Raw genomic sequence first — 12,160 nt, 5'->3', positions numbered from 1 at the left:
TCTGTAAACGGACTGGGAGCCGCAGGCAACGGGGCCGATACGAGCGCGTAACCCACGGGGTGTCCACTGACATTACTGTCTGTTTCACTGCAATGAACGGCCGAAGGGAGTCGAGATGGACGCCGAGAACGGACCCATCCGCAAGGTCGAGGGCGGATTCGAGAACCTGCCGAGCATGAATGTCGAGGGCTGCAAGGCCTTCATCGGGGACGTGCACCAGAACCCGGGCGGCTCCGTGCTGTGCTCCGGCTTCTTCGAACTGATCGCCTCCGCCCCGCTGGTCTACGAGTACACCTACGACGAGATGAAGATCGTCATCGAGGGCGAGTTCACGCTCACCGACCAGGCCACCGGCCAGGTGGTGCACGCCAAGCCGCGGGACGTGCTCTTCTTCCCCAAGGGCACCACGGTCGTCTTCGAGACGCCGGACCGGGCCCTGGGCTTCTACACCGGCCACCGTTCCTTCGCGCCCTGACCTGCCGTGCCCGGGGCCCACACGAGCGTGCCGCGGTGGGAGGCCACACCACCCGCCGTCGACACCGACGGAAAGTCCTTCGCAGTAATGTCGTTCGGCCGGGAGGGCCGCGAGACCGCCGAACGCTGGATCGGCGACATCGGCGCCACCGTGGCCGCAGCCCCCTGCTGGACGCACCACACCGAGCACACCGATGAGGCCGTACTCGCCGCGCTGCGCGAGCAGTTGCGCACGGCGCTGGTGGGCTGGCGGCTGATGCTGGCGGGCCCGGAGGCCGAGGTGCTGCCCGCGCGCTCCGAAGCCCTGCGGCACGGCGCCGTACCCGCCGAGATCCGGATCCACGTCACCAGCGCCCGCCGGAAACGGGTGCACTGCCCGCACTGCCAGGACGTGACCGCGACCGACCGCGCCGTCGACGAGAGCGTGCCCTGCGGCGGGTGCGGTCGCGAACTGGCCATCTACCACCACGTGTCCCGACGGACCGGAACCTACCTCGGGTTCATGGCAGACGCGGAGGCCATATGAGCGTCGATCTGTCCCCGGCCGCGATACACGGCCGGGAGGCAACTCTGCTGCTGGAGGTCGCCGACGCCGAACCGGCCGCCCCCGGCATCCGGACGCTCCGGCTGCGGTCCCCGGACGGAGAGCGGCTGCCCTCCTTCCCGCCGGGCAGCCACATCGTGGTCGACTGCGGCACCCGCCGCAACGCCTACTCGCTGACCGGCCCCGGTAGGGAGCCGGAGACGTACACGGTATCCGTCCTGCTGCGCCCGGACGGTGACGGCGGGTCAGAGTTCCTGCACCGGGTGCGGGCAGGGGAGCTGCTCCGGGTCTCCCGGCCCCGCAGCGCGTTCGCCCCGGTGGCGACGGCACGCCGCCATCTGTACGTGGCCGGCGGCATCGGGATCACCCCGCTGCTGTCGCATGTGCGGGCAGCCACCGAGTGGGGGCGCCCGTTTGAGCTGCTGTACGCGCACCGCCCCGGTGCGGGCGCGCACGCCGCCGAGCTGCGCGAGCTGTGCGGGGAACGCCTGCGGGAGTTCCCCGGCAGGGCGGAGTTCCAGCGCGCCCTGGAGGATGCCGCGCGGTCGCAGCCGCTGGGGACGCACCTCTACGTCTGCGGGCCCGCCGGCCTGCTCGACTTCGTCCACGCGGCTGCCGCCCGCGCCGGCTGGCCGCAGGAGCGGGTGCACGCCGAGCGGTTCTCGGCGGCGCTCGACCCGGGGGAGCCCTTCACCGCCACGCTCGGCGGCACCGGGGTCCGGGTCCCGGTGCCGGCCGGGGTGAGTCTGCTCGAAGCCCTGGAGCGGGCCGGAACAGCGGTGCCCAGCATGTGCCGCCAGGGCGTCTGCGGGGAGTGCCAGCTCCGGGTCCTCGGCGGCCGGCCCCTGCACCGGGACCTGTACCTGTCGCCGGAGGAGCGCGCGGCGGGCGACGCGGTGATGGCCTGCGTCTCCCGCAGCCACGACGAGGAACTGGAGCTCGACCTGTGACAACCACCGTGCTGGACCCGCGGATCGCGCGGTTCCCCTTCCCCTTCCGCGACGACAGCTACCGCTACAGCACCAATGTCGAGCCGGCCCGCCGGTTCACCCCCACCGAGGCCGGCGGCTGGGGCGACCGGGTGCTGGACATCGACGACGAGTACCGCGACGAACTCACGCACCGCGCCGCGATCTTGCGGCGCGACCCGAGCCGGTGCACCGTACTGCCGCACATGCGGGCGGCGGCCTGGGACACCCTGCTCACCGTGCTGCGCGAGCTGGCGGCCACCCACCCGCAGCGGATGACCCTGGAGCGCGACGGCGCCCGGTACCGCTGGCGCAACCAACTGCTCGGCACGGAACAGGAGTTCCTCTACGGCGACGACGCCTCGCTGCCCGGCGGCCCGCTCGGGTTCGCCGGACAGCAGGTCCAGGAGGACATCGTGCTGCTGGACCAGCGCGAGGGCTCGCTCTGGGCGGACGCCGGCCTGGTGACCTTCGCCGCCGACTGGTCGCTGGGCTTCGACGTCGGCATGCGCTTCCTGGAGGTACACGGACCGGTGCCCCGGATCCACGAGGAGCGGGTGATCACCCGGGCCGAGCAGTTCCTGATGCGGCTCCAGCCGGGCCAGGAATTCCGGCGCACCAACTGGACCATGACCGTCGACCGGCGGCTGGACAGCTCCACCGAGACCTACCCGGAGTGGGGGCGCGACCGGCGCCTGGTCGTCGACGACGACCGCCTGCCCGACCGGCTGCACCTACGGGTCGAGGTCCAGCACCTGATCCGGCTGGCCGAGTCGGGGGCGGTCCTCTTCCTGATCCGCACCTACCTCGCCTCGCTCACCGACATCGCCCGGATACCCGCATGGCGCCGCCGCCTCGGCTCCGTGCTCGCCGAACTCCCGCAGGACATGACCGACTACAAGGGGCTCACCCGCTACCGCGACGCCGCCGCACACTGGCTCACCGAAGGCTGGAGATACGCACCATGACAAGCTCCTCTGGCTCCTCTGGCTCCCCTGCTTCCTCCGCCCCGGGAACGGTCGATCCGACCGCCACCCCGGGCACCGCCACCATCACCGTCGACGACCGCGCACTGCTCAAGACGATGCACTGGTACGACGGGTTCGTCATGGCGCTGTCCAACCCCGGCTTCATCATCGCCAACATCGGCTACACCGCCGGACAGCTCGGCGCCCTCGGAGCGCTGGCCGTCTGGCTCGGCTCCATGGTCATCGCCGTGCTGCAGAACAAGATCTACACCGAGCCGGCCACCATGTTCCCCACCCACTCCGGCGGCATCTCCATGTACGCCTTCGAGGGCTGGCGCAAACGGTTCACCCTGGCCGGGCCGATGTCGGCGGCCGGCTACTGGGCGGGCTGGTCCTCCGTTCTGGCGATCTTCGGCATGACCATCGGGAGCCTGGTACAGGCGCAGTGGTTCCCCGGCCAGACCTGGAGCGTCTCCGGAGTGGTCCATCTCGACCTGCCACGGGTCATCGCCGTCGCGCTGATCCTGGGCATCTGGATCGTCAACGCACTGGGCGTCAGACCGGTCAAGATCCTGGGGTATCTGACCGGAGGGCTGCTGATGGTGCCGCTGGCGCTGTTCGCGTTGGTGCCCTTCTTCCTGCCGGAATTCGCCTGGTCGCGGATGAGCTGGGGGCTGGGCGGCGCGGGCGTGTCCGCCTGGGGCACCGTGCAGCTCGCCCTGGTCTGGCTGTACCTGAACTCCTGGTCGGCGTACGGAGTGGAGGTCTGCGCGACCTTCGCACCGGAGTACCACGACACCAAGCGCGACACCCGGCTCGCGCTGCAGCGCTCGGCGATGTTCTCGCTGGCCGTCTACGCGCTGCTGCCGCTGGCGCTCGGCGGAGTGGTCGGGCAGCAGACCATGGCCGGCTCGCCCCTCGGCTTCTACACCGGACTGCTCAACCGCGAGATCGGTCACGGATGGTCGGACCTGGTGGTCGTCTTCATGATCGGCAGCTTCGTCCTCGGCATGAACGCGGCCAGCGCCGGCGGGGCCCGGACCCTGTACGGCATGTCGAAATCCGGGATGACCATCCGCTGGCTCGGACACCTCAGCCGGCACAACGTGCCCAACCGCGGCATGTACGTGGACGTGGTGGCCAACATCCTCGCGGTGCTGCTGCTGCCGAGCACCGTCGCCGTGCTCGCCGCCAGCAACTTCGGCTATGTGCTGTGCCATGTGCTGGCGCTGTCCGCGGTGGTCCTGCTGCGACGCGACCGGCCCGGCTGGCCGCGGCCGCTGCGCCTGAAGACGGGGTGGGTGGTCCTGGCCGGGGTCCTGGCGGTGCTCAACGCGGTGCTGCTCGTCGTCGGGTCGCTGTCCTTCGGGATCACCGGGTACGGCGGATCAGGCCAACTGCTGGTCGGCATCGGCCTACTGGCCCTCGCCTGCCTGCTCTACGCGTACCGGCAGGTGGTCGAGGACAAGAAGCCGTTCCGGCTGCGTGACGACGCCGTCGAGACCGTCGAGGGCGTCGGGCCGGTCGAACAGGTCGCCGCATGAACCTGACGATCACCTGCGCCTGCGGCACCGGCGGCACCATCCGGAGCGCCGAGGCCGGCCATTCCTGGCGCTGTCCGGACTGCGGCTCCGCCTGGCGGGCCGACCAGCGGTCCGCCGCGCGGTTCACCGAATTCGCCGCCGCAGTGCGGCGGATGAGGATGGTCGTGCTGTTCGCCCTGCTGCTGGCGGCGGTCGCCGCGGGCGTGCTCGCGGTGGTCGACCCGGGGCGATTGCTGCTGGTCCCGGTGCTGCTCGGGGTCGCCGCGATCCTGTACCGGCCCACCCACCGGCGCCGGCTGACCAGGCTCTACCAGCAGCTGCCGCAGGCAGTCGCGGAACGGCAGCGCTCATGACGCAGGCGCTGCCGGCCCCGGGCCTGCTGCTGCCCGGATTCGCACCACGGGAGCCCGGCCTTGAGACCTTCCGGGTCCGCCCCGGCGCCGTCACCGCCGTCCGGCTCGACGGCGGTGACCGTCTCGACGTCATCGACCCGCACGGACGGCAGAACGCGGAGCTGACGGTCGTGGACGCCGACGGCGGCGCCGGCGCGGCCCTCGGCACCAGGGCGGACGCGCCGGCCCGGGTGCTCGGCGGACTGCCGCGCGTCGCCGAGGACCCCGAGCAGCGCGGAGCAGCCGCGGTGCTGGCGTTCCTGGTCGGGCGCGGCATCGATCCCCAACGCGCCGGTGCGGTACGGCTGTTCGGCGCGTGGTCACCGGCCGGATCCCGCCAGGGATTCACCGCCGATCGCGCGTGCACGGCGCTGGTCGCCGCTCCGGCCGTGCCGATGCGGGTCGACGACGTGTCCGCCAACCCTCCGTCGGAGCTGCTGCTGGAGGTCCGCCGAGCCACGATCCGCCCCGGGTACGAGCCGCAGCTCCCGGAGCCGCTGGCCGATCCGGTGCTCGACCTGCGCATCGACGCGGCCACCGCTCGCGGCTATGAGGTGCGGGCCGGTCAGTACATCCAGGTGATCGACGCCCAGGGCCGCCAGTGCTCGGACTTCCTCGCCTTCAACGCCCGCCGGCTCCAGGACGGCGTGGAGCGCGGCCTGGACGCCACCACCACCCGTTCCCTCATGGGCAACGCCTACCCTCGGCCCGGACTGTTCGGCACCTTCTTCGACCAGGACGCCCAACCACTGGTGGAGATCGTCCGGGACACCGTCGGGCGGCACGACTCCTTCGGGCTGGCCTGCAACGCCAGGTACTACGAGGACCTGGGCTACCCCGGTCACCCCAACTGCACCGACAACTTCAACAGCCGGCTGGCCCGGTACCGGGTCGCCCCCCGCGAGGGCTGGCCCGCACTCAACCTCTTCTACAACACCATGTTCGACGACGACCACCTCTATGTCTTCGACGAGCCCTGGTCCCGGCCGGGCGACTACGTCCTGATGAGAGCGATGACCGACCTCGTCTGCGCCTCCTCGGCCTGCCCCGACGACGTCGACCCGTCGAACGCCTGGACGCCCACCGACGTGCACATCCGCGTCTACGACTCGAAGAGGACGTTCTCCATGGCCGTGGCTCACCGGGTCACTCCGGACGCCGAAATGACGCTCAGTCAGGAGACCGGCTTCGCGCCGCGGACCCGCGCGCTGACCCGGCAGCTGACCGAGTACCGCGGCTACTGGCTGCCCACCCGCTACGACAACCACGGCCCGGAGCAGGAGTACTGGGCGTGCCGGGAGCGCGCCGCGGTGATGGACCTGACCCCGCTGCGCAAGTTCGAAGTGCTCGGCCCGGACGCGGAAGCACTGCTGCAGGCGACGCTGACCCGGAACATCCGCAAGCTCTCGCCCGGGCAGGTCGTCTACTCGGCCATGTGCAACGAGACCGGCGGCATGATCGACGACTGCACCGTCTTCCGTCTCGGCGAGGACAACTTCCGTTTTGTCGGCGGGGACGAGTACGACGGCAGCTGGCTGAGGGAGCAGGCGGCACGCTTCGGACTGGAGCGGGTCTGGGTCAAGCACTCCACCGACCAGCTGCACAACCTCGCGGTGCAGGGCCCGGCCAGCCGGGACCTGCTGGCCGGAATCATCTGGACACCGCCCACCCAGCCCGCCTTCGCCGACCTCGCCTGGTTCCGTTTCGCCATCGGCCGCCTCGGGGACCGCAAGGGCATTCCGCTGCTGGTGTCACGCACCGGCTACTCCGGAGAACTCGGCTACGAGATATGGGTCCATCCCCGGCACGCGCCCGCCCTGTGGGACGCGGTCTGGGAGGCGGGCCTGCCGCACGGCCTGTCCCCGCTCGGACTGGACGCGCTGGACATGCTGCGCATCGAGGCCGGACTGGTCTTCGCCGGATACGAGTTCTGCGACCAGACCGACCCGCTCGAGGCCGGCATCGGGTTCACCGTGCCGCTGAAGACCAAGGAGGACGACTTCGTCGGCCGCGAAGCCCTGCTCGCCCGCAAGGCCAGTCCGCAGCGCACCCTTGTCGGCCTGGAGCTGGAGGGCAACGAGCCCGCCCGCCACGGCGACCCCGTCCACGCCGGCCGATCCCAGATCGGGGTCGTGACCAGCGGCACCCGCTCACCCATCCTGCGCAAGAACATCGCGCTGTGCCGGATCGCCGTCCAGTACGCCGAACCGGGCACCGCGGTCGCGATCGGCAAGCTGGACGGCCACCGCAAGCGCATCGCCGCACGCGTCGTCAACTTCCCGTTCTACGACCCCGACAAGACTCGCCCGCGTTCCTGACCACCCCCGTATGCCCGCCTCCAGGAGGATCACCATGTCCCGCATTGCCGTCATCGGTGCCGGCCCCAGCGGCCTCGCCCAACTGCACGCCTTCGAGGAGGCCCGCCGGAGCGGTGCCGACGTCCCCGAGATCGTCTGCTTCGAGAAGCAGAGCGACTGGGGCGGCCTGTGGAACTACACCTGGCGCACCGGACTCGACGAGCACGGCGACCCCGTCCACGGCAGCATGTACCGCTACCTGTGGTCCAACGGGCCCAAGGAGTGCCTGGAGTTCTCCGACTACACCTTCGACGAGCACTTCGGCGGACCGATCCCCTCCTTTCCGCCGCGCGAAGTGCTGTACGACTACATCACCGGCCGGGCCAAGAAGAGCAACGTCCGCCAGTACATCCAGTTCGACACGGCCGTCCGCCGGATCTCCTTCGACGCCGCCCGCGACGCCTTCCAGGTCACCGTCGAGTCGTACGGCGACCGGTCGGCGCGGACCGAGGAGTTCGACCGGGTCATCATCGGCACCGGCCACTTCTCGATCCCCAACATGCCGGAGTACCCGGGCTTCGACACCTTCCCGGGGCGGGTGCTGCACTCCCACGACTTCCGGGACGCCACGGAGTTCGCCGGCAAGGACCTGCTCATCCTGGGCAGCAGCTACTCCGCCGAGGACATCGCCCTGCAGACGCTCAAGTACGGGGCCAGGTCGATCACCATCTCCTACCGCAACCAGCCCATGGGCTTCGGCTGGCCGGAAGGGATCAGCGAGGTCGCCGCACTGGACCGGGTCGAGGGCCGCACCGCGCACTTCACCGGCGGCAGGTCCCGCGACGTCGACGCGATCGTGCTGTGCACCGGCTACCGGCACCACTTCCCCTTCGTGGACGAGGAGTTGCGGCTGAGCACCGGCAACATGCTCTATCCGGCCAAGCTCTACAAGGGCGTGGTCTGGACACCCAATCCGAAGCTGATGTACCTGGCGATGCAGGACCAGTACTACACCTTCACCATGTTCGACGCCCAGGCCTTCTATGTGCGCGACGTGGTGCTCGGACGCATCCCGCTCCCCCCGGCGGACGGGATGGAGGCGGACATCGCGCACTGGCGTGACCGCCAGGACGCGCTCCACGGTCCCATGGACGACATCGACTTCCAGACCGACTACCTGCGCGACCTGATGGCGGCCACCGACTACCCCTCCTTCGACCTCGAACTCGCCCGTCAGCACTTCGCAACCTGGGAGCACCACAAGGAGGAGAGCATCACTGGGTACCGCGACCGCGCCTTCGCGTCCCCGTGCACCGGCACCGTCGCCCCGCTGCACCACACCCCGTGGTGGACCGAACTCGACGACTCCCTGGCCACCTTCCTCCGCTCCGGACGGCCCAGCCCCCACTGAAGCCCGGCCCGCCTCAGCCACCCGTCAGCGACAGGACCGTCCACCCCGCCCTGCGTGCGGCTGCGGCCCCGGCCGGGGCCGGGGCGAGGTTCCGCCGGCATGGGCCGCGGCGTGGGTGTTCGGGGCGCTGTCAGGCGACGCCGCGCTGGGTCAGGTGCCAGAGCTGGTTGGCGGCGCCGGTGGACGGTTCGAGTTCGATGATCGCGTTGCCGCCGGCGGTGGTGTCGGTGCTGATGGTGGCGGCCATGGTGGTCGCGTACTGGGGGACGAGTTCGTAGAGGCCGCCGCCCTGGGGCACCAGGTTCCAGGTCTGGGCCGCGGTCGAGTTGCAGGTCCAGTCACGGAGCTTGGTGCCCGCGCTGGAGGACTGGTCTGCCGCGTCGAGGCACATCGCGGTGTTGCCGGTGTACTGCAGCACATAGGACCCGTTGGACTGGGCCACGAACACGAACGACTGGTTGAGGCCGCCGTTGGCCGCCCAGGTGATCGCGGAACGGCCCTTGGTGCTGTCGCCGACGGTGTCGGCGCCTTCGATGTCGAGCAGGTTGCCGTTGGACGCGTTGGTGAGCGTGAACCATGACCCGCCGCTGGGGGTGTCCCACCAACTCGCGCCGGAGGTCAGCGCGGTGAGGCCGGTGCCGCCCGGGGTGCAGTACTCCTCGGTGGCGGAGGCGGCGTAGAACAGGCCGAGGCAGTTGCCGAGCGCCGCGTACCCGGCGACCCGCGGGTGGAAGGACTGCCGGACCTCGTTCTCGCACAGGCCCAGCGTGCCGATGCTCACGTCGCAGCCGTTGCGGGTCCGCTCGCTGGTGTCGATGACGTCGCCGTTGGTGTACTCCAGCGCCGAGGTCGTCGACTCCGCGCAGACCTCGTGGCCGTAGGTGGTCCGGCGCTGGTCGAGGAAGCGGACGCCCGGCACCGCCTCGGCGGCGGTGCGGAGCCCGTCGTCGAACGCGGGCACGACGAAGTTGTGCCCCCAGGCCAGGTCCTCGGCCTCGATCGGGCAGCCTGCGGAGACCTTGTCGGCATAGGCGCTGGAGCGGATCGCCGGGGTGATCGGGGTGAAGTACGACTGGAGGACCAGCTGGTAGTCGGAGGCCGCGTAACCGGCGTCGGTCATCGTCGCCCGGATGTCCGCCAGGGCCGCCTCGACCTTGGGGATGACCGCGGCGATCCGGCTCTGGATCGTCGCGCTGCCGATGGTGGTGCGGCAGCCCGTGCTCAGCGGGATCGGGAAGTACCGGGCCACGCACTCCGACATGATCCCGGAGAAGTCGAAGTCGTCGTTGGCGCCGATCGTCAGCACGATCATCTTCACCTTGTACGACGCGGCCGCCGCGGCGAGCTGTACGTCCTGTTTGGCCTCGCCGAAGTCGCCGGACCCGGTTCCGGTGATCGCCGCGTAGGTCGCGTTACTGACGATGTCTCCGGTCTGCGCGCCCGAGCAGGCGAGGTTGATCGGGGTCACTCCGGAGAGTCCCGTCTCGAAGATCTCCGACTTGGTGCTGCGATGGCAGTAGTCGGTCGGGGTGTCGGTTCCGGTGACGTAGGCGTCGTTGGTGTCCGTGCCGGCGCCCTCGCCCGAGATGGCGCTGTCTCCCATGGCGACGATCGCCGTGGTGCTGCTGCCGGTGCTTGCGGCTGCGGGCGTCACCGTGACGCCGAAGGCGGCGATGAGGGCGGCCGCTGTGATCGCGGCGGCTCTGGCGAGTGCTGGTCTCTTCACGCATGTCTCCAGTGAGAGCAGGTGAACCACCCAGCAGGTGCACCAGGTGGTGCGCGGCGGGGAAGAGCGCCGGTTGGGCTCAGATGCTAGATACCGGCGAGTAGCAAAACAAGAGCACTACTCATGTTATTTTCCGCGCCTGACGCGCGTGCTCTGCTCACGGCACCGGTGCGGTGTGGCACTCGGGCTTCCCGGTGGACAGGGGCGTGAGGCAGGCCCGGAGGGACGAACCGTGGAAGAGGGCGGGGATCATCGGGGTGTAGAGGAAGGTCTGGGCGGTGACGGTGTCCGGCACACGCACGGTTCTGATGTGCTTCCCGCCGACTGAGACCGAGAGGCGGTCGCCGACCTGACTGTGCCACACCCGGGCCCAGGCGGCGTGGCAGTGGGGGTTGTAGCGGATTTCCATCCCCGCCCCCGATCGGGTCTGGAAGATCCCCAGGCTCTCCGGGAGGATGCCGCAGTTCATCGCGATCGGGTCGGCGCCGTCGCAGGCGGTCCCCGTGCAGCGGAACGGGGGCGTTGTGCCTGCCGCCGCCGAGCCCGGGGACGGGGCTGGGGTTGGGCGGGCGGGCGCGCCCTGCCGACCGAGGCTCAGGGACGCCCCGAGGCCCAGGGCCGCCACGCAGGCGAGCGCCGCGCTGATCCGGAGCGTCCGCCCGGTCGGCGGTCGGCGGGTGCCCGGAACGAGCGGCTCGTCCTGGGTCGAGTCCGTCTCCGGCGTTTCGGTCACCGGAAGTGACTGCGGCTCAGGGGCGGCCCGGACGGATTCCCGTCGACTCCACTCCGCTTCGGCCAGCTCCCACAAGGCCCGCAGCTGGGCCTCGGGAGCACCGACCAGGTCCCCCAGGGCCAGGACGGCCTGCCATGGAGGCAGCGCCTTGCCGCCCAGGTAGCGGGCCCAGGACGACTTGCTGAACGGGGTCCTGGCCGCCAGGGCCGCCAGGCTCAGGCCCGCTCGGTCCCGCAGGCCCTGCAGCTCGTCTGCGAGGCGCAGGCACGCCGTGACTGCCCCGCTCATCTTCGCAGTGCCGCCCAGGTCTGCGGACCCACCTGCCCGTCGATGTCCAGATGGCGTATCTGCTGCTCCTTCAGGAGCGCGCGGAGGGTCATCGGGCCGAACATGCCGTCCACACCGCCGGGGGAGATGCCCGCCCGCTGGAGCAGGCACTGAACCTCGGCGACCTCAGCGTTGGCCATGCCGTCCATGACGACGTCACTGCTGGTGGTGGCGTTGCCCGCGTACCATTTGCCGTCGGTCCGGGTGAAGCGGCAGCTGTACCGCACCGTCGACGCCGTGGTGCCCGGGTTCGAGATCGCCGATGCCGACGCCGCGTGCGCCGGCATGCGGGCCCCGGTCTGTACGGCCGTCAACGTGACGATCGCCCCGACCATGGCGGAGACCACGGCGACCAGCACGGTGCGCGGGGGCAGGAGGAGGCGGGCTCGCGTCAGTGTCGGGGACCACCGTGGGGGCGTGGGTGCGGCGAGATCCTTCGGATCCCTGTCCGGTGATCCGGTCGGGTCGGAATCGGGCTCCTGCGGTGCACCGGTCGGCCAGGCCTCTCGTGCCCTCTCAAGCAGTACCAGCACGGAGACCGGATCAGCGCCGACCAGGGCGACGATCGCCTCGACGGCCCGGCGCGGAGCAAGGGCGCGTCCGCTGAGATAGCGCTCCCATGACGAGGTGCTGTAGCCGGTCCGCTCGGTGAGCTGGGCGAGGCTCAGGCCGCTCTCGTCCTTCATCTGCCGCAGTCGGACGACCAACTGCAGGGCCAGCGGGTCCAAGTCTTCGGGTAGCGCCTTCCAGCGAGCCATGTACGCCCCCTGATTCTC

At 70.6% G+C, this 12,160-nt stretch carries 11 protein-coding genes; 8 read left to right on the top strand and 3 right to left on the bottom strand.

From position 1 onward, the window contains the following. Window positions 1–115: 115 nt before the first annotated feature. The 8 genes from ABH941_RS17395 to ABH941_RS17360 all read left to right on the top strand — a co-directional run bounded on the left by ABH941_RS17395 (window position 116) and on the right by ABH941_RS17360 (window position 8,598). Window positions 116–475, top strand: coding sequence for a cupin domain-containing protein (locus ABH941_RS17395; RefSeq protein WP_370130179.1), 360 nt, complete (start codon window positions 116–118; stop codon window positions 473–475). 87 nt (window positions 476–562) lie between these two features. Further along, complete coding sequence (locus tag ABH941_RS17390) at window positions 563–1,000, top strand: dimethylamine monooxygenase subunit DmmA family protein (protein WP_370130178.1); 438 nt, start codon at window positions 563–565, stop codon at window positions 998–1,000. Beyond that, window positions 997–1,968, top strand: a complete 972-nt coding sequence (locus ABH941_RS17385; RefSeq protein WP_370130177.1) for a 2Fe-2S iron-sulfur cluster-binding protein — start codon at window positions 997–999, stop codon at window positions 1,966–1,968. Before ABH941_RS17390 ends, ABH941_RS17385 begins: the two co-directional genes overlap by 4 nt. Continuing rightward, complete coding sequence (locus ABH941_RS17380) at window positions 1,965–2,954, top strand: DUF3445 domain-containing protein (protein WP_370130176.1); 990 nt, start codon at window positions 1,965–1,967, stop codon at window positions 2,952–2,954. Before ABH941_RS17385 ends, ABH941_RS17380 begins: the two co-directional genes overlap by 4 nt. Further along, on the top strand, window positions 2,951–4,498 hold the full coding sequence (locus ABH941_RS17375; protein WP_370130175.1) for an APC family permease: 1,548 nt from the start codon (window positions 2,951–2,953) through the stop codon (window positions 4,496–4,498). Before ABH941_RS17380 ends, ABH941_RS17375 begins: the two co-directional genes overlap by 4 nt. Then, window positions 4,495–4,851 carry a hypothetical protein gene (locus ABH941_RS17370; RefSeq protein ID WP_370130174.1) on the top strand — a complete coding sequence of 119 codons (357 nt, stop codon included), beginning with the start codon at window positions 4,495–4,497 and terminating at the stop codon, window positions 4,849–4,851. Before ABH941_RS17375 ends, ABH941_RS17370 begins: the two co-directional genes overlap by 4 nt. Next, window positions 4,848–7,208: a DUF1989 domain-containing protein gene (locus ABH941_RS17365; protein WP_370130173.1), complete on the top strand. Its 2,361-nt coding sequence runs from the start codon at window positions 4,848–4,850 to the stop codon at window positions 7,206–7,208. Before ABH941_RS17370 ends, ABH941_RS17365 begins: the two co-directional genes overlap by 4 nt. A gap of 34 nt (window positions 7,209–7,242) precedes the next feature. Then, entirely contained in the window at window positions 7,243–8,598 is a 1,356-nt protein-coding gene (locus ABH941_RS17360; protein ID WP_370130172.1) for an NAD(P)-binding domain-containing protein, read from the top strand. 130 nt (window positions 8,599–8,728) lie between these two features. Here ABH941_RS17360 and ABH941_RS17355 read toward each other — a convergent pair whose 3' ends face one another. The 3 genes from ABH941_RS17355 to ABH941_RS17345 form a co-directional block, all read right to left on the bottom strand. Next, window positions 8,729–10,324, bottom strand: coding sequence for an RICIN domain-containing protein (locus ABH941_RS17355; RefSeq protein WP_370130171.1), 1,596 nt, complete (start codon window positions 10,322–10,324; stop codon window positions 8,729–8,731). Between the two features lie 157 nt (window positions 10,325–10,481). Continuing rightward, complete coding sequence (locus tag ABH941_RS17350; RefSeq protein WP_370130170.1) at window positions 10,482–11,345, bottom strand: DUF2690 domain-containing protein; 864 nt, start codon at window positions 11,343–11,345, stop codon at window positions 10,482–10,484. After that, window positions 11,342–12,142 (bottom strand): helix-turn-helix domain-containing protein, encoded by an 801-nt coding sequence (locus ABH941_RS17345; RefSeq protein ID WP_370130169.1) that lies wholly within the window; start codon window positions 12,140–12,142, stop codon window positions 11,342–11,344. Before ABH941_RS17345 ends, ABH941_RS17350 begins: the two co-directional genes overlap by 4 nt. Window positions 12,143–12,160: the final 18 nt, after the last annotated feature.

This window comes from Streptacidiphilus sp. EB103A (assembly GCF_041261405.1).
Classification (GTDB): Bacteria; Actinomycetota; Actinomycetes; order Streptomycetales; family Streptomycetaceae; genus Streptacidiphilus.
The sequence above is the reverse complement of the archived record's forward strand: the minus strand, read 5'-3'. Positions and strand labels throughout refer to the sequence as shown.

Excerpts from the sequence above, each read along its gene's own strand:
- ABH941_RS17345 (WP_370130169.1), bottom strand. The coding sequence starts at position 12,142 with ATGGCTCGCTGGAAGGCGCTACCCGAAGACTTGGACCCGCTGGCCCTG.
- ABH941_RS17360 (WP_370130172.1), top strand. The coding sequence starts at position 7,243 with ATGTCCCGCATTGCCGTCATCGGTGCCGGCCCCAGCGGCCTCGCCCAA.
- ABH941_RS17365 (WP_370130173.1), top strand. The coding sequence starts at position 4,848 with ATGACGCAGGCGCTGCCGGCCCCGGGCCTGCTGCTGCCCGGATTCGCA.
- ABH941_RS17370 (WP_370130174.1), top strand. The coding sequence starts at position 4,495 with ATGAACCTGACGATCACCTGCGCCTGCGGCACCGGCGGCACCATCCGG.
- ABH941_RS17390 (WP_370130178.1), top strand. The coding sequence starts at position 563 with ATGTCGTTCGGCCGGGAGGGCCGCGAGACCGCCGAACGCTGGATCGGC.
- ABH941_RS17375 (WP_370130175.1), top strand. The coding sequence starts at position 2,951 with ATGACAAGCTCCTCTGGCTCCTCTGGCTCCCCTGCTTCCTCCGCCCCG.
- ABH941_RS17350 (WP_370130170.1), bottom strand. The coding sequence starts at position 11,345 with ATGAGCGGGGCAGTCACGGCGTGCCTGCGCCTCGCAGACGAGCTGCAG.
- ABH941_RS17385 (WP_370130177.1), top strand. The coding sequence starts at position 997 with ATGAGCGTCGATCTGTCCCCGGCCGCGATACACGGCCGGGAGGCAACT.
- ABH941_RS17395 (WP_370130179.1), top strand. The coding sequence starts at position 116 with ATGGACGCCGAGAACGGACCCATCCGCAAGGTCGAGGGCGGATTCGAG.